A 19,109-nucleotide genomic window follows, 5' to 3' on the forward strand; every position below is an offset into this window, starting at 1 on the left:
CGTGCTGAGTTGGTCGGCGGCGTATCGGACGGGGGGTGTGCCGACGCAGGTGCGGATTTCGCCGGATCTGGTTGCCCCGGGCACGCTGTCGGCGGTGGGTCCCGGCGCGGAGATGACGGCGGTGACCACGGCGGTGCCGGCCCCGGTCGAGTCGCCGCGAGTGCCCGCGCCCGCGCCGCGGCAGCAGGGGCCGACGCAGGTGATGATCACACTCCCGGGTCTGCCGCCGATCCCGTGCGGCATCTTCTGCCCGCCGCCACCGCCGGTGAATCCTTGTGTCGCGCAGCCCGTTCCCGCGCCGATGCCGCAACCCGGGCAGCCCGGCATCGCACGCATCCCGCTCGCGCCGGGGCAGCCGTACGGGGCGGCGCCCGGGCGCCTACCGGACCCCGGCGCGAACGGCCCCGAAGCGTCCGGAAACCTGGACGGCGATGCCGGAGCCCCTGCGGCCGAGTGCGTGCCACCGGAGAAGGACGCCGCCACCGGCCTCGCGCCCGGAGCCCCGGAGCAGGGCGGCGCCGAACCGCGCAACCCCGAACCGGCCATCACCACACCGCCCGCCCCGGAACCCGAACCCGAGCCCGTGCCCGACGCCGAGCCGGTGCCAACGCCGACGCCGCAGCCCGGGATCACCCTTCCGTTCGGCATCGTCATCCCGCTCCCGGCTCCGCCCTCGCCGCCGGCGGGCTGACGGCCCTGCCCTTCAGGCCTCCCGCACATTCGACCCCCGTGTGTGGGCGTTGCCGGGGAGTCGCGAACCTTGCGAGATCAACCGCTGCGGTCGCCACCTCGAACGTCGCTGGCGGTCTGCTCACCGCCGCTCCTGAGCCCTACTGTGAAACATTGCTGTTTCGATACTGTCCCGACGCGATCGCCTCGGCGCGACGCGTCCGCCAAGCCGTATCCGGACCGCTCCGACCGTCGTATTGTGATTCATAGCAAACGCGTGGCATCTACTAGCGGCGCTGTGGAGGTCATGGACCGCTCATGGTCTTCGACGACGCCATCTCGTGCGGTGGGCGCTCGGCGGATTCTGGCCAATCGTCGGCGTCCGCGGTGACGAACCCCTTACCGAGACCGGTTGAGCAGAGGTGATCTCATGAGGGCCACAGTCGGAATATCGGCGGAACAGGCCGTGGTGCGCGGGGTGCTGCTCGCGTCTACGGCACGGCAGGGCACCCGGCCCGCCGTACTGCAAGAGATCGAACAACCGGTCGCGCACTCCACCGCCGCGGCGGTGGCCGCCGCGCTGGACGCGTTGACGGCCGACGCGGAACCCGGCACCGGCATCGACGATGTCGCCGTGGCCTACCGTACGGTGGCCGAAAGAAGGGCAATCGTCTCGCAACTGTCGTCGGCGTCGTGGCGGTCGTCGTCGCTCGTGTCGACCAAGACAGCGCTGCTCGCGCTGCTCGCTGACCTGCCGGGCACGGCCGAGGACAGCACCCTGCTGGCGCTCGAGGTCGTCGGTTACCACACGTCCTATCTCGTGATCGGGCCGAATCGGACAGAGATCCTCGCCTCTGGCGGGTGGTCGTCCGGAGTCGTCGACGCCGCGACCGCGCAGATGGCTGTCGATCGGATCCGGCCTGCCCTCGAGGCGGCCGGATTGTCGCCCGACGCCGTCGTGCTGTGTGGCTCCTCCGCCGGAAACGCGGACGTGCTCTCCGCGTTCCGCGCCGGTTTCGCCATACCCGTGCACACCGCGCCCGACCATGCCAATGCCGCCGCCTACGGCGCGGCGTTGGTCGCCGCCGCTCCGTTCCGGAGCCCGGCGGAGGCGCCGGTGGCGTCCGATCGCCGACACCGCGGCCGGGTGATCCTGGCCGGGGCGGCCGCGGCCGCACTGCTGGGCGGCGCTGCCGTCGCGGTCGGGCAAGTGCGGGACGACCGCCCGGCCAACGCCGAAATCGGCGGACCGGCACGGGTGCCGGTCTCCGCGACGCAGCCGGTCGGCCCGAATCCGGCTGCCGTGCCGGTCGAGCCGGCGGTCGAGCAAGCCCCGGTGGTGCCGGTACCGGCCGCGGCTGCCACCCCCGAGCCGTATCCCGAACCGCCGGTGCCGCCGCCACCGGCGCCGCACCCGGCGAATGCCCAGGCGCAATTGCCCGTCCCACCCGTGCCGCCTGCTCCCGTCCCGCCGCCTGCCGAGCAGCAACCGCCGCCGCACCCGCGCACGCCGCCGTCGACGGAATCCCTCGAACCGCCGGCTCCGCAACCGAGCGCCGCCGCGGCTCCCGACGACACCTACCTCTTCCCGGGTGAGTCCCCACCGCCGCCCTGGAACGCCGATCCGGCAGCCGTCCAGGCATGGTGGGACAACCACGCGAAGCTGAAGGAGAGCTGGCTGAACGGCCGCTGACACCGACCGGTCTCGCGCGCCAGGAGCGCAGGCACGACTCGCTGATGAAGAAGGCAGCGGCGTAGCGACCCGGATCGGTGATCCGGGTCGTAGTATCGGCCAGTTGGTCGGCGGCCTGCGCAAAGAAGGCGGCCTGATCGTAGCGGAGAACCGAGGAGACCGATGAGCGGTGTGCCGATTCCACCGCGGACCCTGACCGATCTCGAAACCAGCGTCGTGGCGAAGTTGCTGTCGTCGGACGCCGCCGATGCCTCCGCGTACCTGGCGCAGGTTCCGTTTTCGCAGGTCGTCGCCACGTGGGGCGTCGGTTCGCCCAGTATCGATCTGGTGGTGCGGCCCAGTGCGGTGCGAGTATCCGGTTCGCCGGATGGGATCTTCGCCGGCGGCGCGGTCACCGACCGCAATGGAGAACCGATCGGCGAGATCATGTTGTGGGTCGAGAACGGGTGGCTCAGCGCAATCGAGTACGCCTGGTATACGGACGAACGTCCACACGCGCTACCCGAGCCTGGTCGGATCGAACTGCTGTAAAGCACGGCGATGGGTTGGCCGCCGGCGCGCGCACCGCGTGGGTGAAGAGCGCCCGCGCCTTACAAAGAATGTCCGCAAACTTACAAGAAAACGGTAGAGCCTGGCTATTGCCAAAATTTACTGTGCGAGAAGCGCTTTCGTCAGTTCGCAGGCAAGGAGGACGTCGACCTGTCCGGGCGTGCAGCAGCCCGCGTCATGTGAGCGGCCTCGGGCCGACGTGACCGCACCGCCCGGCCCACGGTGCCTCGACCCGGCGGTCGTCTTCGACCTCGACACCCCATAGGAACCAGTGATGATTTCCGACACCGGAACCCTCGCCACAGCGGCGCCCAGCGACTTCGATGGTCCGCGAGTGCATCTCTACTCCGAGGAATTCGCGGCCGACCCGCACAAGTTCTACCGGGAGATGCGGCGCCGTTTCGGCTCGCTGGCACCGGTGGACCTGGCGCCAGGTGTTCCGGCCACCCTGGTGATCGGATATCACGCCGCCCTGCAAATCCTCCACGACCCGGAGCGTTTCCCCTCCGATCCGCGCGTAGGGGAACGCGGGGTCCCCGCCGACTGTCCGATCCGGCCCATGATGGAGTGGCGGCCCAACCCCATCCGCGGCGCAGGCGAGGACCATACGCGGTACCGGTCGGCGGCCGCGGATGCGCTCGGCAAAGTCGATCTGTACCGGCTGCACGCGACCATCGAACAGATCGCCATCCCGCAGATCAACTCGTTCTGCGAGGACGGGCACTGCGATGTGGTGAGCCAGTACGCGCTGCCCGTCATCTTCGGGACACTCAATGCGCTGCTCGGCAGCCCCACCGTGATAAGCCAACGCGCGGCGATCGGGATGGCGGCGATTTGCGACAGCGTCGATGCCGAACGTGGCAACCAGATGCTGTCCGAGGCGTTGGTGGAACTGACTCGGTTCAAACGCATCTATCCGGGCGCGGATGTCACCAGCTGGCTGATCGAGCACCCGGCCGGGCTGGACGACGAGGAGATGCTGCACCAGCTGGTGCGGCTGTACGACGCCGGAATCGAGCCGCCGCTGAACCTGATCGCGAACACCGTGCTGCTGCTGTTGACCGACGAGCGGTTCGCGGGCCGGGCGCTCGACGGGAGCAAGCCTACGCGGGCCGCGCTGGACGAGGTGTTGTTCAACGATCCGCCGACGTCGAACTACCGCGTCAGTTATCCGCGGCAGCCGGTTTTCATCGGCAGCTCCTGGTTGCCGGCCCACCAGCCGGTCCTGATCAGCATGGCGGCCTGCAACAACGACCCTGCCATCCGGACGGGCGATGGCACCGACAACCGGTCACATCTGGCGTTCGGCACGGGCCCGCACGCCTGTCCCGCGCGCTCGGCGGCCGAGCTGATCGTGCAGGACGCGATCGACCAGCTGCTGGATGCCCTGCCCGAGATGAAGCTTGCGGTGCCTGCGTCCCAGTTGCGGTGGCGACCGGGGCCGTTCCACCGGGCGTTGTCCTCGCTGCCGGTCATCTTCCCTCAGAGCCCGCCGATCCGTCTGGGCGGCAATCCGTAGACCAGCAGGGCATTCGACGACGATCGGGCTGCTGCACGATCCGGATCCCTGTCTCCGGGAAAGCCGCGGCGAGGAGATGACGAGCACGCGCGACGATCAACGCGGGCCACGAAACGACGCCGAGCACACTCGACCAGACGATTTACCTTCTGCCGGGTCGGCCTTCCCTCGATCTTCCAGCGGTATCCGGGTATGAAACTCGCCCTTCCTCCGAGCGAACTCGGCACCGTACCCGGGTTCGTATCCACCGGGCACGGAAGGCTTCCAGTACTGCTGAAGGGGTAGGGAGCAGCGGAAGGCGTGCCATGACCGCGACTCGGCAGCACGACGATCCTCTTGTAGGTTTGTGGTCGGTTTCGTAGCTTGCGGCGGCGTGCGAAAGGGCTCCCCATGACCGATCCGGACTACCGGCAAGTCCTTTTCGGCACGCGCGAAGACGAGCCGAAGGCCGACCGGGCCGCCCGCTGGCACGACTGGCTCCATACCTGGCAGGGGAGGGTCGGGCTCGCCTTCCACGACGACGACTTCAGCTCATCGGCGCTCGGCCGGAGTGTCGGCGAATTCCACATCGTCCGATTCGAGTCCGGCGCCCTCGACTACCAGCGCTCTCGACGAGACGTGCGCGGCGACGGCGACTACGGCTACCGACTCCTCATCCCGCTGGAAGGGAGTTTCAAACTCGCACAGGGTGGTTCCAAGGAAGTTTTCCGTCCGGGCAAGATCAGCCTCTTCCACTGGGGCAGCCCGGTGTACATGACGCACGACGAGACAATTCGTGCGCTGATCATGACCGTCCCCGAGAAGTCGATCCGCCTCGTCCGCCCCGGAGACGCCCCGCTCGCGCGCACGGATACTCATGGAACAGAAGGCGAGCGATCCCACCGTGACGCCGGGAACGATCGCCGAAATGTGCGGGATGTCCTTGAAGACGCTGCACACCGTGTTGAAGGCGACCGAAGGCCGGACACCGGGCGCGATGCTGCGCCAGCTCCGCCTCGACCTCGCCCGTCGGCGCTTGTCCACTCCACTGCCCATCGACATGGACAGGATCGCCTCCGAGGTCGGCTTCAGCACGACACGTAGGTTCCGCGAGGCATTCCAACGGCAGTTCGGGCAAACCCCGGCGCAGCTGCGGGAGGAACTGTTCGGCACAGGCGCCGAGGGGTAGCCCGCCCGCGGAATCTCCGGCGTGCGCAGCGGCTCGGCTGCCGATGCACACGGCAACGCAGTGCCTGGCCGGGAAGTGACCGGCGCGATCGTCGGAGCCCTGCCGCCCCGGACCGGTCGCTTGTTACCGTGGCTTATGACCAGCGAAGCCGTGCCGCCACGCCGTGAGTTGTTACGTGACTTCTTGCGCACCAGGCGTGCGCTGCTGAGGCCCGAGGATGTCGGTCTTCCGGCGACGGGTCGGCGGCGCACGCCTGGATTGCGACGGGAAGAGGTCGCCGTGCTGGCCGGGGTCGGCGTGTCCTGGTACACCTGGTTGGAGCAGGGGCGCGACATCACCGTGTCCGGCGAGGTGCTCGATGCGATCGCGCGGGTCCTGATGCTCGATGAACCGGAACGGATCCATCTGTACCTGCTGGCAGGACTCAATCCGCCTCCCCTGGAGTGCGCGCCGGCCACAGCCGTCACGCCGGAAGTGCAGCAGCTGATCGATGCCTGGGCCGGGCGGCCCGCCGTGCTGCGCGACCGGTACTGGAATATGCTCGCCTGCAACGACGCCGCGCGGGTCGTGTTCGGCTACGGCGACGGCGAACACAATTGCCTGCTCACCTATTTCACCAATCCTCGCTACCGCGCGATGGACGAACTGTGGGCGGCGAACGCACCCGCCATCGTTGCCGCCTATCGGGCAAGCGCGGCCATCTGTCCTGGTGACGCCGACTTCCGCAGGGTGGTCGACAATCTCCGGTTGGTGAGCCCGGAATTCTCCGAACTCTGGGATCGGCAAGAAGTCGGCGTTCCGGCACAGGCGGTGAACGCGCTGCGCCACCCCGACCTCGGTGAATTGTTCTTCGACGCGACGACGCTGACGGTGGCCGACCATCCGGAATGGCAGCTCGTGTTGTACAACCCGCGGCCGGGCACCGCCACCGGCGAGCGCCTGGAACGGCTGCACCCTGTGCGCGTCGCCTCGCCCGCCTGACATCGCAGGGTGGTGGTCCCACACCCACCATAAATGCGCACTGTTCGCTCCGGGGCGGCGTCGGCACGCTGGAACCATGACGCACGACAGTTCCCGATACAACGGCAAGATCGCACTCGTCACCGGCGGAACCAGCGGCATGGGCCTGGCCACCGCGCACCGGCTCATCGCCGAAGGAGCGAAGGTGATCGTCACCGGGCGCGACAAGGCGCGACTCGACGCGGCGGTCCACGAACTCGGGGATCGGGCACTCGGAATCGCCGGTGACGCCGCGGATCTCACCGATCTCGAAACCTTGGCCACGACCATCCGCGACCGGTTCGGACGACTGGACGTGGTGTTCGCGAACGCGGGCATCGGCGCGTTCCAAACCATCGACGAGGTCACCGAAGGTGAGTTCTACCGCGTCCTCGACACCAATCTCAAGGCCGCGTTCTTCACCATCCAGCAGACGCTGCCCCTCCTGCCGGACGGCGCGGCGATCGTCATCAACGCGTCCTTCGCCGCGTATCGCGGCGCACCCGCCGCCGCCCTCTACACCGCGAGCAAAGCCGCGGTGCAGAGTCTGGCCCGAACCTTCGCCGCCGATCTCACGACCCGGCGTATCCGCGTCAACTCCGTGAGCCCCGGGTACATCGACACCCCAGCCTTCCAGGCCGAAGCATCCGCCGAGGTCAAGTCCGCGATCGCCACCACGGTCGCCGCCGGACGCGTCGGAACCCCGGAGGACGTCGCGGCGGCGGTCGCCTTCCTCGCGTCGGACGAAGCGTCCTACATCAACGGGCAGGACATCCTCGTCGACGGCGGCCTGATCTCGGTCATCCCGGCGGCGATGCTGTAGCCGGGCCGGCCGAGCCGTCCGCCTTCCCCGGCGGCTCGCTCGCGCTCGTCGGTTCGCTGGTCTGCTGTCGTCGGCCGCGGCGAGGAAGGCATAGCGGTGGTCGTCGCCTCGGGACCAGCGAAGTCGAGAGAGCATGGAAGTTGGAGGGCGTCAATATCCTGACTAGGCTTGATCGCATGACCAGTAAGGCACGCAGGGGGCGCCCACCGGCCGAATTGTCGCCGGCCTCGCTGACCGACATCCTGTCGGCGGCATTGAAGGTGTTCGCCGCCAACGGGTTCGACGGCACGTCGGTCGCCGCGCTCAACCGCGAACTCGGTGTGAGTCACAACCTCATCCATCAGCGTTTCGGCTCCAAGGAGGAGTTGTGGTTCGCGACTGTGGACTGGGCGTTCGGTGAAATCGCAGACGGCATGAGCCTCGATGTCGCGCTGGCGGAATCGGATCTGCCGGCTGCGGTGCGGGAGACGATCGTGCAGTTCTTGTTGCTGCACGCAACCCATCCGCATGTACTGCGACTGGTCACCGTTGAAGCGGCGACCGACAGTCCCAGGTTGGCGTATCTGTTCGAGGCGCACATCCAGCCGCTCTACCTCCGGTTGACCGCGCCGCTGAAGGTCCTGGTCGACCGAGGCGTGCTCACCGCTGCCGACATCCGCAGTGTGCACTTCCTGGTCGCGCACGGCGGCGCCGCACCGTTCGGTCTCACCCCGTTCGCCAAGCGGTTGGATCCGCTCGATCCGCTGGATCCGGCTGCGGTCCGCGCACACGCGGAATTCGTCGCCGATGTGGTGACCGCGGGGTTGCGCGCGCGGGGCGCCTGACCCCGGGCAGGCACTCGGACGGGGTCACCCGCCGACCGTCGCGGTGACGATCACCGCGATGACGGCCCGGCGACGTTCCGCGACCCTGCCGACATGTCCACGAATGCGCCTCGGTAGGGCCTATCGACCGGTGAGGGCAGAGCAGGAAGCGGGCCTCCGCGCGGGTACCGAAAGCCGGTGATGATCGCGCCGACGACGGGAATGGCGGCCGACCATCAGCACATCCAGCGCGGCGGTGAGCACCAGCGTGGCGGCCGATTCGGGGTATAGCCGTCCAGGATTCCATTCGGTCGCCGCACCCGGCCGTGCGGAGCGGCGGAGGGTGGGCGGCACGTGCCCCCGTAGAGGTGTGGGGTTCATGGCAGCAGGTCTGGTGGGTAGTGCGAGGAGTTGGAACTGCCTGGTTCCGTCGGGTAGGCGGTCCTCATATATTGACGAAAATCAACTTCGATGTGAGACTTGCCCGGCACCTAGAAGTTGATGCCGATCAAGTTTTATCGGCGAGTTCCGTGCAGCCGACTCCGGGACGCTGATGTGTCCGTCGCCGGAACTCGCGGTCGGCCGCGCGATCGAATGGAAGGCAAATCGCGATGACAGTCGCATCCCTCGTGCTCGCCGTACTGCTGGCAGTGGGCTTCGCGCCGCTCGGTGTCGCCAAGGTTATGGCCGTGCAGGAGATGCGCAAGCGAGCCGAACATACGGGTTTCTCCGTTTCCGGCTACCGCGGAATCGGGGCGCTGGAGCTAGCTGGTGCCGTCGGACTGCTCGTCGGGATCGCGTGGTGGCCGCTCGGCGCGGCTGCGGGACTCGGCCTGGCGTCGATGATGGTTGGAGCGCTCGTCACTCATCTTCGAATCGGCGACGGGCCACGCGAATTCGCCCCGTCGATCCTGATCGGCTCGATCGCGATCGCCTATGTCGCCACTGTGTTCGGAGCGCACTGAACAACGGGCGACGGGCTCCGGTGCTGGGAAGGCTCGATCACCGCACGAGTGCAGCGGGGCGAACTCACCGATTCCGACGGGCGCCGAGCACGGTGTTCACCGCATCGGTGACGTCCAGTTCGGGGTCGAGGGTCGCAGCGGCGCGCATTCCGGCCACGGTCATCTCGAGGACGCAGTCGACCATGGCCTCCGCATCGAACGGTTCGTCGTTCTGCAACCAGTAGACCGTGGCTTCGTCGAGCGCGCCGATGCTCGACCGCATCATCATCCGCAGGGCGGAGTTTCCGGGATCGAGGCCGAGCAGGGTGGTCCACCTCTCGATGGCGCGCCAGCGCCCGGCTTCGAATGCCTCCCAGGTCTCGGGATCGGTGGCGCGCCCGCTCAGCACCAGGCGTAGCGCCAACCCTCGGTGTGCGGCGAGATAGCGGAAGTGGGCGGTCAGGCCGGCGCGGATCTGCTCGGTGGCCGGAAGGCCGGGATCCGACTTCTGCACGCGGACGATCCGGTCCGAGGCGTCGCGCATGGCCTCCAGGTAGATGCCGCGTTTGTTGCCGAAGTAGTGGAAGAGCAGCCCGTGGGCGACGCCGGCCGACTTGGCGATGTCGGCTACGGCGACCTCCTCGTAGGTGTGCGCGGAGAACATCTCGACCGCGGCGTCGATGAGGCGCTGCCGGGTCTCGGCGGCTTGCGCCGCCCGCGTCGTTCGGCCTTTCGGTGCTGTCGCGGTCATCGGTTTCCCTTCCGTCGACGGTAACCCCCTCCGATAGTGGGGGGTCACCAGGCGGGAATACAAATTGATTGTAAGTCATTGACATGTAGTCAACCAGCGTCGTAGCCTGGTATCGGCGCTCACGGGAACTTCCGTTTTCCTGGCGCCGCAGCGAAGTGGCCGGGCGGACTGCGACCTCGAGCGGAGTTCGACCCGTCTGCCACCGGCCAACGTCTGTGTTCGAGGAGTTTCGATGCGCAACCGCAGCGCCGCCCAGGCTTATGAGCCCGACCTGTATTCCCGGGCGGCGATTCTCGACCCTTATCCGCACTACGCGCGGTTGCGGGAGCTGGGCCCGGTGGTGTGGCTGCCCAAGCAGCGTGCGTACGCGTTGCCTCGTTACGCAGAGTGCAAAGCCGTGCTGCTGGACGACGAGACCTTCATCTCCGGCGCGGGCGTCGCGCTGAATCCGGTGGCCAACCGGCTCTCCCGAGGCACCACCCTGAACAGCGACGGTGCGGACCACAGCCGTCGGCGCGCGATACTGGCGCACCGGCTGACGCCCAAGGCTTTGCGCGCGATGCGGGAAACGATCGATCGGCAGGCAGTGGCCGCGGTCGAGGCCGCGGTCTCGCGCGGTGTGATCGATGGAGTCGAGCTCGCGACCGCGCTGCCGATGTCGGTCGTCCCGGATCTGATCGGTTGGCCACAGCATGGCCGCGAGCACCTGCTGCGCTGGGCCGGAGCGACGTTCGACTCGATGGGACCGATCAACAGCCAGTCGATCCGGACCGCCCCGGCGAGTGCGGAGATGATGCGCTTCACCCGGCGGCTCGCCCGCGACCGGGACATCTTGCCCGGCAGTGCTGGGGAGGAGGTCCTGCAGGCTGCCGACACCGGCCACGTTCCACGCTCGGAATGCCCTGCGCTGCTGATCGACTATCTCGCTCCGTCGCTGGACACCACGATCGGCGCGATCTCCAGCGCCTTATACCTCTTCGCCACCCATCCGTATCAGTGGCAGATGCTGCGGGCGGACCCGGCGAAGATTCCGAACGCGGTGAACGAGGTGGTTCGGTACGAGTCGCCCCTGCGAGCGTTCTCCCGCAAAGCAACTCGGGATACCACGGTGTCCGGCACCAGAATCCCCAGAGGCGCGCGGGTGGTGGTCATCTACGCCTCCGCCAACCGAGACCCACGAGAGTGGAAAGACCCGGACACCTTCGACATCCGCCGCGACGCCGCCCGCCAGCTCGGCTTCGGACACGGCACGCACGGCTGCGCCGGACAGGGCCTGGCCCGGCTGGAAACCCAAGCCATGCTCCGCGCGCTGGTCGACCGCGTCGAACGCATCGAACTCACCGGCCCAGGCGAATGGGCGATGAACAACATCATCCACCGCCTCGAACGCTCGCCCCTGCAACTCGTCCCCGCCTGAAAGACAATCGCATGAAGATCTCCGTCGACTACCCCCGCTGCGAAGGCCATGGCCTGTGCGCCGAACAGGCCCCCGCCGTGTTCAGCCTCGACGACGACGCCGAACTGACCTATAGGTTCGAAGGCGCCGACGTTCCCGACGAGTATGTCGCCGTCACCCGAGCAGCTGTCAACTCCTGCCCGGTGGCCGCCCTGCGCGAACAGCCATGAGGTCACCCGACTCGCTTGTCATCGTCGGCGAGTCCATCGCAGGGGTCACCGCCGCTCGTGAGCTGCGCACCCTCGGCCACACCGGTTCGATCACGATCGTCGGCGCCGAGAGCCAGGGGGCGTACGCGCGGCCGCCGCTGTCGAAAGTCGTCTTGCACGACCCCGCCGCCGAGGACACACTGCGGTATCGGCTCGACGGCCTGGATGTCGACCTCGTCCGGGAGCCCGCCATAGCCGCTGACCTCGATGATCGCACGGTCACCACCAGAACCGGCCGAATCGTCGGCTACGACGCCCTGATCGCCGCGACCGGGGCGGATGCCCGCCGCCTCGCGACCCCGGGACAGAGCGGCGAACTCGTTCTCCGGACGCTCGCCGACGCCCGCTTGCTGCGTACTCGGCTCGCCACGGCGACTTCGGCGATCGTGATCGGCGCTGGATTCCTCGGTATGGAGGTCGTCAGCGCCTGCGTCGCCCGCGGTGTTCCGGTCACCGTGGTCGATGTCGACCCGCCGCTGCAGCGGATTCTCGGCCCGTTTCTTTCCGCCGCCGTCACCGCCCGCGCCGAGCGGCACGGCGTCCAGATCGTGCGGACACCGCACTTCGTCACACTCGCCGGCGATCCCGTCTGCGGTGTGGTCCTCGCGGAAGGCTCGGTACTGTCCGCTGATCTCGTGATCAGTTGTGCCGGGGAAGTCCCCAACACCGCGTGGTTGGACGGTTCCGAGGTGGCCGACCACCTGGGCATCGGCATCGATCGCCAGTGCTCGACGAACGTGCCCGGGGTATACGCGGCCGGCGACGTCACGTATCTGCGCGCCGAGGGGCGCCGCGCACCGTTTTGGTCCAACGCTGTCGCGCAAGCCAAGGTCGCTGCCGCCTCCGCTCTCGGGCTGCCACCGCGAACGACACCGGCCGACGACTACTTCTGGACGGAGATTCTCGGCCTCTCCATCAAGATCGTGGGCCCGCTGCCGGTCGCTGGTGAACCGACGACTGTCGAGGGCAGCCTGGCCGACGGGTCCGCTCTGCTGCGCTGGGATCTCGGCGACGCGCGAGCCACTGTCGTCGCCTACGGAATACGAAAGCCGGTTCCCAAACTGCGAGCCATGGCCAACCTGCTGTGCGATTGATCTGGACAGCGACCACGCTATTTCGGCAGTCCGAGTAGTGCGGCGGTCAGGCCGTAGTCCTGCACGGCAGATGCCGAACAAACCGGAACGCTGCGAGTGGCTATGCCTTGACGATGCCTGTTTTCGCCGCCGAACGGGCAGAATCCCGCGCCCATGTTCTGAAACGCCGGTTGAACGGCTGCCCGAGTGACGCCAGGGCAGCCGTTCAACCGGCGTTGTTCGATGCAAGCGTCGGCGATGCTCGGCCATACTGTCCAGTCCGAAATCCGCCCGCGGATCACGCCAGAACGGAGTGTGCGTGGTGGCACGGCGGTGGTCGGCCTCCACGTCTGGAGCGTGCATCGATCGAAGTCGGTTACGACGGCTACCTGGTCGACGTCAGGCGGGGGAACGCACGTCGGTACTCTCGGTTTCCGGGTGGACGGGGATGAGTCGTCCCCGGATTTCGAGGTTGACCTCGGGGCGGACCATGTCGAGCGGAGGCGCGAAGCCATAAGGGGCCAAGTCGATCCGCGCGGTCGTCGAGGCGACGATTCCAGGGCCGTCCAGTTCGAGCTCGACATCCAGGTGCAGCTCGGTGGTGGTGTCGCGAACGGTCAGCTTGCCGACCACACCGAGTCGCGCGGAGCCGCGACTGACGGCGTTGCCACGGAACGAAATCAGTGGGTGCGTCTGCACATCCAGGAACTCGGGTGCGCACAGATGCCGGTCTCGCATGGCGAGACCGGTCGCGATGCTAGCGGCCTGAAGTTCAAGCAGCACTGTGCCCGTTCCATCCTCTTCCCAGGTGATCGAGCCGCGGGCTCGGCTGAAGCGGCCCGATACCGGGAGTAGTCCCCAGAGCCCGCGGGCGGCGAACCCGACGTTCGCTGTTCGGGAATCGAGTTTCCAGACACCGGTTCGCTCGACCGCCTGGGTGCCCGCCTGCCCAGGACCCGATGCCGATGCATTCGATACCCGCTGCGCCAACTTCGCCAGGGTGTCGTCGAGTGCGGTCGCCGCGGGGTTGGCACAGACATAGTGGTCGGGACGGAGTACGACGAAAGGCTGCCGCCTGAAGAATGGACGGGCCAGCTCATGGAGGTCTTCGAGGATCTCGGTCCGCGCCCCCCGATGGACTGGACGGCCTCCCGGCGCGGTCAGCGTTACGTAGGTCGCGCTCAAAACGTCCTCCGCGATGCGACGGCCGTGTGGCGAGAGCGCTTCACGTGGATCGGCCTCCCAGCCGACGATCCGCCAGCCGGAGCCCGAGATGTCCTCGAGTCGATGCTCCGCGCCGCTGAACGTCCGCACCATGGGCTGAGGGAACAAGCGGCCCACCGGCGAGCGCAGCGATGGTCGTGCCAACAGCAGGCCGCGTCGGTACCGGGCCGATGGGCGCCAGCGGCCTTGGCGAGCACGTTCTCGGAGTGCCGGAACGCGCAGGAGCATTCCGGCCACCGCGTCGCGCATCGCCGCCGCCGGGCGCGATTGCATCGTGACCAGACGGCCCATGCGAACCGACATCGCGGTTATCGTGTCGGCGTGCGGGCGGCGCTCGGCCTCATAGGAGTCGAGGATATCCAGCGGCGCACCCGCGTTCACTACGGCCGCGATCTTCCAGGTCAGGTTCGTGACATCCCGGATTCCCGAGTTCAAGCCCTGGCCGATCATCGGCGGCATCAGATGGGCGGCATCTCCGCACAGCAACACCCGTCCGGCCCGCCAGTACTCAGCGCTTTTGGCTCGGAAGTCGTAGACGAGATGGCGCAGGATCTGTGCGGTGTCGGGGTTCGTTTCCGCACCGATCACCCCTCGCGCCGCCTGGGGTGTGAGAAGTTCTTCTTTGTTCTCCCAAGGCATTACCTTGCGTTCCCAGCGGTGCCCGCCAGCAGCGAGGCGGCCCGTGAGGCTCGGCGCTGCCGGGTCGAGCGTCATCTTGAAATACGGGTGATGTGCGATCGGCTCCGGAAGTTTCGCGTCGATGATCAGCCACGTGTCGGTGTATTCGGATCCGACGAGTTGGACGCCGATCTTTTCGCGGGTGGCGCTATTCGCGCCGTCGCAGCCTACGACGAAACATGCACGAGCGCGGCTGGTTTCGCCGTTGGGATCACGAAACTCCAGGTCGACGCCTTCGCTGTCCTGGTTCAGTCCGGTGAGCGTGTGACCGAGTCGGATATCGACGTCCGGGTACTCCGCAAGCGCTGCCCGAAGATGCTTGTCCAGCAACGGCTGGTAGATCGCCGATAGCCATGGATGTCCCTGGATTTTCTCCGTCGGTAACGTCGTCGCGACAACCTTGCCACGAGCCGACACCCATTGGGCGCCTGCCCCGAGGAGCATGTCGGAAACGGCGCGCTCATACACCCCAGCCTTTTGCAGCGTGCGCAATGCTTCCCCGTCGAGGACGCCGACGCGCGGATTGGGATACACGTCGCCTTCGCGCTCGAGTGCCAACACCGTCAGTCCCGTACGTGCAAGCAGAAGAGCCGCCAGCTCACCGACCGGACCCAGTCCGATCACAGCAACGTCGAATCGGTCGGACATGCAGTACTCCTCAGACATTGTCACCGCAGCAGACACATCGACCGGATTGGTCAGAAGCTCCATCGGTGGTTGATTCAGCGGGATATTGAGGCAACATCGTGTCCGATATCTTGGCAAGGCTCGATGTATCGGGCGCTGCGCGATACCTTCGGTGCACATGCAGGCCCGCCCCCCCAACTGCGAGCCATGGCCAACGCGCGCCGGTGGACGGACACCAGGACTCCGGGATGCTATTTGGTCAGTCCGAGCAGTGCGGCGGTCAGGCCGTAGTCGGGGCCGAAGTCCCGCATATTGCCGGTGCGGCAGCCGTCGGCTTTCATCTGGATGCGCTCGCAGAACAGACTGATGATTTCACCGTTGAGGGCGGTGGGGATGATGACATGGGTTCGCACCCATCCGTTCTCGCGGTCCATGATGTTGTCGATGTTCTGGAACACCATCGGTGTGAGGTCGGCGACTTCGGTGAGGCCGGAGGCGTTGTCGCGAAGCTGGCCGGTGACGTTCGTGAGTCCGGTCAGGGTGCCCGCGAGTTGGGCCTGGTACTGCCCGAGGGTGCCGGAGGTGTTGGCGAGGAAGACGGTGAGCTGGTCGAGTGTCGCCTGCAGACCGGGGGATTGCTCGGCGAGCAGTCCCGTCATCTGGGTCATGCGGTTGCTGAAGTCGCGGACCGTCTGGTCGTTCTCGGCGAGGATGGTGGTGAGTTCGTTGAGCCGGAGAACTATGTTCGACACCGCGTCCTTGTTGTCGACGCCGACCTTCAACGCGGCCGACAGCGCTTCGAGGGTGTCACGAATCTTCACGCCGTCGCCCTCGAGCATGGGGTAGAGCACCCGGCCTGACATCGGGCCGAGCGCCTCGGTGCCTTCCTGCGGTTTCAGCGCCGCCGCGAACCGATCGATGGTCTTGATCATGGTGTCGAGTTCGACCGGGGTCTTGGTCCTGGACTTCGGCAGGTGCGCGCCGCCGGAGAGGGTCTCGCCCTGGGTGTAGACCGGGGTGAGTTCGATGTGGCGATCGGTAACGATGGACGGCGAGACTATCGCCGCCACAGCATCTTTCGGGATCTTCACCCGGGACTCGATCGACAGATGCACCTCGACGAGCGTGCCTTTCGGTGTGACCTTCTCGACTTTCCCGACCTCGAGTCCGAGGACGGTGACCGGGTTGCCGACGTAGATGCCGGCGATGTTGTCGAAATCCGCGGTGATCTGCGTGGTTTCTCGCAACGCGTCGTTCGCCGCGTTCGGTAGCAGCGAGCAGCTTCCCACCGTAAATGCCATCGCGCTGATCGCGAGTGCTTCGACCGGCCTGAACTTGGTCGCCGAACTGAATCTCGGCACGGGCACGCCTCACTGTCTTGCCTGATGCTCCACCCCTCTGCGGGATGAACATTGCTGGGTTACCGGGGTGGCTTACGGAGCGATCTTGCGGAACATCGCTGGGCCCATCGCGATTGCGGATCGCACCGTCGAGTGGCTTCATGGGAGCCGAAGACCGCGCTCGAAGCGACGGATCGAGTTGCTGGTCGGCGGCTGTCGATCGGGCGTCAGGCGACGAGGCTTTGAACCTTCTTCAGCGATCTGTCGAGCGCGCCGACGATGGAGTTCTTGAAGACCCCGCCCATGGGGCCGTTGATCATGCCGCCGTCGATGCTCGCCGTCACGTCGACTTCGGTGGTCCGGGCCTGCTCTCGCAGGCTGATCGCCAGCGCCAGTTTGACGCCGGCCCTGGTGATTCCGCCCATGGTGATCATGCGGGGCGCGTCGACATTTTCGAACGTCCACTCGATGGTCACCGGCATGTTCATGACGCTGGCGGCCGCCGTGGCGGTAGTGCCGCTGACGATTTCGGCCGGAACACCGCTCTTCCATGACTTGTGAATCACCAGCCACTCGCCCCAGCGGGATAGGTCGCCCACGACTTCCCAGATCTCCTCGGGACGCGCCTCGAAGGTGGCGCTGGTTCGAACGGTGCGCATGCGGTTCTCCTGTCCTGGGAACACCTCGCGGCGAGGGAGGTCCTCGCACCGGAGTGACGATATTCGGCTACAGCGTATCCGAAATGATTCGGTCTGCCAAGGTCATGGAAGGCAGTCCGCGGGGCGGATCGCAACGGCAGGCTGGAACCCCTTCGCCGGGTCGGCACGGTCCAGTTGGTGGCGGCAAACGTCGTGGGCTCGCTGGTCTCCAGCGTCGACCGGCGATACGCGACAGGCCATTGACGGACGCGCCTATAACGGCGACACTGTACCCATTATGGGTGGACGAGTTGCTATCGGTGAGCAGATCGACCCGGACTCACGTCTTCGTAGCCAGCCGCGCGACGGGAGCGCCGACGCGCCGCTGCCGCAGGTCGCCGATCGATCGAGTGCGCGGGCGCTTCGCGCCATTCGGACGCGCGCGGCATTGATGTGTTCGGGACGGCGAGCCTTGGGTAGCGATCTAGCCGAACGGATCGGTATCGCCGATCTGACACACGACGCCGGTGTCGCAATCGGATCCTTCTACGACCACTTCGGTAGCAAAGACGAATTCTTCGAGACCGTCATCACTGGGGTGATCGAGGACCTCGGGAGGATGCTCGACGACGCTGCGGCGGGCATCGAGGATCCGGCGGACATCGTCCGTGCGCACTTGCGGGCGCTCGGCGAGGTCGGCGTCACGCACCCCGATATCGCTGCGATTATCCTTGCGATGAGATACCGGATCCTCGAAGACCCGGACATCGAGTCGCGTCTGGCCACCGGCCTGCGCGCCGGCATGTCGGCGGAATGCTTCCACATCCACGACCTGGGCGCCGCGCTCGATCTGGTCGGCGGAGTCGTCCTTGCGATTCTGCGCACCTCACAGCGCGATCCGGCCGCGGTGACCGCGGCGTGGATGGATACTCTCGCTCAGCAGGCCCTCTCTGCGCTGGGGCACCGTTGAGACAGCTCGGTGAGCAGCGTGCGCGGCGCCTGCGGTGGGTGCTGTCCGCGCAGAGTCGAAATCGTGACTTCGTCGACAGGTCTCGGCATGGCATCGGCGCGGAGTATTGCCGAACGCGCCGAATCAGGCGGAATCCGGCTCGGCCGCCGCGGCACGCAGCGGCGCGAGGCCCGCGACGAAAAGCTGCAGTCCGAAACGGAACTCGCTTTCCAGGGTCTGAGCGGGTAGGCAGTCGGCGACCGCGATGGTGGCAGGGAACTGTGCCGGGTCGAGCTGGCGATAGAGGGCGGTGATCGGGCCGGGATCGATGTTGGCTTCGGTGTCGTGGCCTCGGAGTTGTGCGGCGAAGCCGACGACGTAGCGGGCGATAGTGGCATACACCATGGACGCGGCCTCTGGAGAGAACCCGTTGGCGAGCAGCATCGCCAGAACCTGCTCGCGTAGGCGCAGTGCGTTGGGTCCAACGGGTACCTGCTCGATGAGCAGGGTAGCGACCCCGCGGTGGCGATGCAGGGCGTCGAAGATGGCTTCGGCGGCGGCGACGCACGCGCGTTGCCAGTCGCCGTCGGTTGCGTCTTCGATCACCACCTCACCCAGGACCCAGTCGACGACGTGCGCGATGAGTTCGGCGCGGTTGGCGACGGCTCGGTAGAGCACCGCGGTGCCGGTTTCGAGGCGTTGGGCGAGGGTGCGCATCGACAGCGCGTCGGCGCCCTCCTCGTCGACCAGGCGCAGCGCGGTGGTCACGATCCGTTCGAAAGGCACCCGCGGGCGGCCGGGGGAGCGGCGGACGGCGGTTTCGGCGGCGTCTGAATCGGCGGTGGGCACGCTCGCATTCTCCCGGATCGGCGGGCCGGACATGTGATCAGCATATAACGGTGACGACGTCGCCTTTATAGCTCGATCATGCCGCAAATATCCTGCAACATGCCATGGCGTGGTCGCGCCGCGCCGGTCGATCCTGGACAACGCGTGC

General features: G+C 67.1%; 17 protein-coding genes and 2 pseudogenes. 14 read left to right on the plus strand and 5 right to left on the minus strand.

What is annotated here, in order from left to right; all coding sequences use genetic code 11:
- The 10 genes and pseudogenes from NNI01S_RS13840 to NNI01S_RS13885 all read left to right on the plus strand — a co-directional run.
- Window positions 1-691 (plus strand): annotated as a pseudogene (locus NNI01S_RS13840) (lytic transglycosylase); the annotation flags it as partial.
- A 408-nt stretch (window positions 692-1,099) separates the two neighbouring features.
- Entirely contained in the window at window positions 1,100-2,362 is a 1,263-nt protein-coding gene (locus NNI01S_RS13845) for a hypothetical protein (RefSeq protein WP_157114781.1), read from the plus strand.
- Between the two features lie 162 nt (window positions 2,363-2,524).
- Window positions 2,525-2,893, plus strand: a complete 369-nt coding sequence (locus NNI01S_RS13850) for a hypothetical protein (RefSeq protein WP_063020500.1) — start codon at window positions 2,525-2,527, stop codon at window positions 2,891-2,893.
- 292 nt (window positions 2,894-3,185) lie between these two features.
- Complete coding sequence (locus tag NNI01S_RS13855) at window positions 3,186-4,430, plus strand: cytochrome P450 family protein (protein ID WP_063020501.1); 1,245 nt, start codon at window positions 3,186-3,188, stop codon at window positions 4,428-4,430.
- 390 nt (window positions 4,431-4,820) lie between these two features.
- A pseudogene (locus NNI01S_RS36515) lies at window positions 4,821-5,255 on the plus strand (AraC-like ligand-binding domain-containing protein); the annotation flags it as partial.
- 91 nt (window positions 5,256-5,346) lie between these two features.
- Window positions 5,347-5,598 carry a helix-turn-helix domain-containing protein gene (locus NNI01S_RS36520; RefSeq protein WP_369689667.1) on the plus strand — a complete coding sequence of 84 codons (252 nt, stop codon included), beginning with the start codon at window positions 5,347-5,349 and terminating at the stop codon, window positions 5,596-5,598.
- Between the two features lie 135 nt (window positions 5,599-5,733).
- Window positions 5,734-6,579 (plus strand): helix-turn-helix transcriptional regulator, encoded by an 846-nt coding sequence (locus tag NNI01S_RS13870; protein WP_063020504.1) that lies wholly within the window; start codon window positions 5,734-5,736, stop codon window positions 6,577-6,579.
- A 76-nt stretch (window positions 6,580-6,655) separates the two neighbouring features.
- Window positions 6,656-7,420, plus strand: a complete 765-nt coding sequence (locus NNI01S_RS13875; protein WP_063020505.1) for a glucose 1-dehydrogenase — start codon at window positions 6,656-6,658, stop codon at window positions 7,418-7,420.
- A 176-nt stretch (window positions 7,421-7,596) separates the two neighbouring features.
- The gene (locus NNI01S_RS13880; RefSeq protein ID WP_063020506.1) at window positions 7,597-8,244 is read left to right on the plus strand and encodes a TetR/AcrR family transcriptional regulator; all 648 of its coding nucleotides are present in this window, start codon (window positions 7,597-7,599) and stop codon (window positions 8,242-8,244) included.
- Window positions 8,245-8,852: 608 nt separating this feature from the next.
- Window positions 8,853-9,188 (plus strand): DoxX family protein, encoded by a 336-nt coding sequence (locus NNI01S_RS13885; protein WP_245676108.1) that lies wholly within the window; start codon window positions 8,853-8,855, stop codon window positions 9,186-9,188.
- Window positions 9,189-9,252: 64 nt separating this feature from the next.
- On the opposite strand, the gene NNI01S_RS13890 is transcribed toward NNI01S_RS13885, so the two are convergent.
- Complete coding sequence (locus NNI01S_RS13890; RefSeq protein ID WP_063020508.1) at window positions 9,253-9,918, minus strand: TetR/AcrR family transcriptional regulator; 666 nt, start codon at window positions 9,916-9,918, stop codon at window positions 9,253-9,255.
- Window positions 9,919-10,150: 232 nt separating this feature from the next.
- Between NNI01S_RS13890 and NNI01S_RS13895 the strand changes: the two genes are divergently transcribed.
- The 3 genes from NNI01S_RS13895 to NNI01S_RS13905 are packed head-to-tail and all read left to right on the plus strand — an operon-like array spanning window position 10,151 to window position 12,677.
- Entirely contained in the window at window positions 10,151-11,335 is a 1,185-nt protein-coding gene (locus tag NNI01S_RS13895) for a cytochrome P450 (RefSeq protein ID WP_063020509.1), read from the plus strand.
- A gap of 11 nt (window positions 11,336-11,346) precedes the next feature.
- Window positions 11,347-11,544, plus strand: a complete 198-nt coding sequence (locus tag NNI01S_RS13900) for a ferredoxin (protein ID WP_063020510.1) — start codon at window positions 11,347-11,349, stop codon at window positions 11,542-11,544.
- The gene (locus tag NNI01S_RS13905) at window positions 11,541-12,677 is read left to right on the plus strand and encodes an NAD(P)/FAD-dependent oxidoreductase (RefSeq protein ID WP_063020511.1); all 1,137 of its coding nucleotides are present in this window, start codon (window positions 11,541-11,543) and stop codon (window positions 12,675-12,677) included. The genes NNI01S_RS13900 and NNI01S_RS13905 overlap by 4 nt, the downstream gene beginning before the upstream one ends.
- A gap of 378 nt (window positions 12,678-13,055) precedes the next feature.
- Here NNI01S_RS13905 and NNI01S_RS13910 read toward each other — a convergent pair whose 3' ends face one another.
- The 3 genes from NNI01S_RS13910 to NNI01S_RS13920 form a co-directional block, all read right to left on the minus strand.
- On the minus strand, window positions 13,056-15,269 hold the full coding sequence (locus NNI01S_RS13910) for a bifunctional 3-(3-hydroxy-phenyl)propionate/3-hydroxycinnamic acid hydroxylase (protein ID WP_169812967.1): 2,214 nt from the start codon (window positions 15,267-15,269) through the stop codon (window positions 13,056-13,058).
- Window positions 15,270-15,436: 167 nt separating this feature from the next.
- Window positions 15,437-16,486, minus strand: coding sequence for an MCE family protein (locus NNI01S_RS13915; RefSeq protein WP_063020617.1), 1,050 nt, complete (start codon window positions 16,484-16,486; stop codon window positions 15,437-15,439).
- Between the two features lie 266 nt (window positions 16,487-16,752).
- A complete protein-coding gene (locus NNI01S_RS13920) occupies window positions 16,753-17,184 on the minus strand; it encodes a type II toxin-antitoxin system Rv0910 family toxin (RefSeq protein WP_084488785.1) in 432 nt (143 codons plus the stop codon).
- A 451-nt stretch (window positions 17,185-17,635) separates the two neighbouring features.
- Between NNI01S_RS13920 and NNI01S_RS35290 the strand changes: the two genes are divergently transcribed.
- On the plus strand, window positions 17,636-18,133 hold the full coding sequence (locus NNI01S_RS35290; RefSeq protein WP_063020514.1) for a TetR/AcrR family transcriptional regulator: 498 nt from the start codon (window positions 17,636-17,638) through the stop codon (window positions 18,131-18,133).
- 123 nt (window positions 18,134-18,256) lie between these two features.
- Here the strand turns inward: NNI01S_RS35290 and NNI01S_RS13930 are convergent, their stop codons facing one another.
- Window positions 18,257-18,994, minus strand: coding sequence for a TetR/AcrR family transcriptional regulator (locus NNI01S_RS13930; RefSeq protein ID WP_084488787.1), 738 nt, complete (start codon window positions 18,992-18,994; stop codon window positions 18,257-18,259).
- Window positions 18,995-19,109: the final 115 nt, after the last annotated feature.

Origin of the sequence: Nocardia niwae NBRC 108934 = DSM 45340, from assembly GCF_001613465.1 — a bacterium.
GTDB lineage: Bacteria > Actinomycetota > Actinomycetes > Mycobacteriales > Mycobacteriaceae > Nocardia > Nocardia niwae.

What these genes read in the sequence shown, in the direction of transcription:
- NNI01S_RS13845 (WP_157114781.1), top strand. Translation starts at nt 1,100, where the DNA reads ATGAGGGCCACAGTCGGAATATCGGCGGAACAGGCCGTGGTGCGCGGG.
- NNI01S_RS13850 (WP_063020500.1), top strand. Translation starts at nt 2,525, where the DNA reads ATGAGCGGTGTGCCGATTCCACCGCGGACCCTGACCGATCTCGAAACC.
- NNI01S_RS13855 (WP_063020501.1), top strand. Translation starts at nt 3,186, where the DNA reads ATGATTTCCGACACCGGAACCCTCGCCACAGCGGCGCCCAGCGACTTC.
- NNI01S_RS36520 (WP_369689667.1), top strand. Translation starts at nt 5,347, where the DNA reads ATGTCCTTGAAGACGCTGCACACCGTGTTGAAGGCGACCGAAGGCCGG.
- NNI01S_RS13870 (WP_063020504.1), top strand. Translation starts at nt 5,734, where the DNA reads ATGACCAGCGAAGCCGTGCCGCCACGCCGTGAGTTGTTACGTGACTTC.
- NNI01S_RS13875 (WP_063020505.1), top strand. Translation starts at nt 6,656, where the DNA reads ATGACGCACGACAGTTCCCGATACAACGGCAAGATCGCACTCGTCACC.
- NNI01S_RS13880 (WP_063020506.1), top strand. Translation starts at nt 7,597, where the DNA reads ATGACCAGTAAGGCACGCAGGGGGCGCCCACCGGCCGAATTGTCGCCG.
- NNI01S_RS13890 (WP_063020508.1), bottom strand. Translation starts at nt 9,918, where the DNA reads ATGACCGCGACAGCACCGAAAGGCCGAACGACGCGGGCGGCGCAAGCC.
- NNI01S_RS13895 (WP_063020509.1), top strand. Translation starts at nt 10,151, where the DNA reads ATGCGCAACCGCAGCGCCGCCCAGGCTTATGAGCCCGACCTGTATTCC.
- NNI01S_RS13900 (WP_063020510.1), top strand. Translation starts at nt 11,347, where the DNA reads ATGAAGATCTCCGTCGACTACCCCCGCTGCGAAGGCCATGGCCTGTGC.
- NNI01S_RS13905 (WP_063020511.1), top strand. Translation starts at nt 11,541, where the DNA reads ATGAGGTCACCCGACTCGCTTGTCATCGTCGGCGAGTCCATCGCAGGG.
- NNI01S_RS13910 (WP_169812967.1), bottom strand. Translation starts at nt 15,269, where the DNA reads ATGGAGCTTCTGACCAATCCGGTCGATGTGTCTGCTGCGGTGACAATG.
- NNI01S_RS13915 (WP_063020617.1), bottom strand. Translation starts at nt 16,486, where the DNA reads ATGGCATTTACGGTGGGAAGCTGCTCGCTGCTACCGAACGCGGCGAAC.
- NNI01S_RS13920 (WP_084488785.1), bottom strand. Translation starts at nt 17,184, where the DNA reads ATGCGCACCGTTCGAACCAGCGCCACCTTCGAGGCGCGTCCCGAGGAG.
- NNI01S_RS13930 (WP_084488787.1), bottom strand. Translation starts at nt 18,994, where the DNA reads ATGTCCGGCCCGCCGATCCGGGAGAATGCGAGCGTGCCCACCGCCGAT.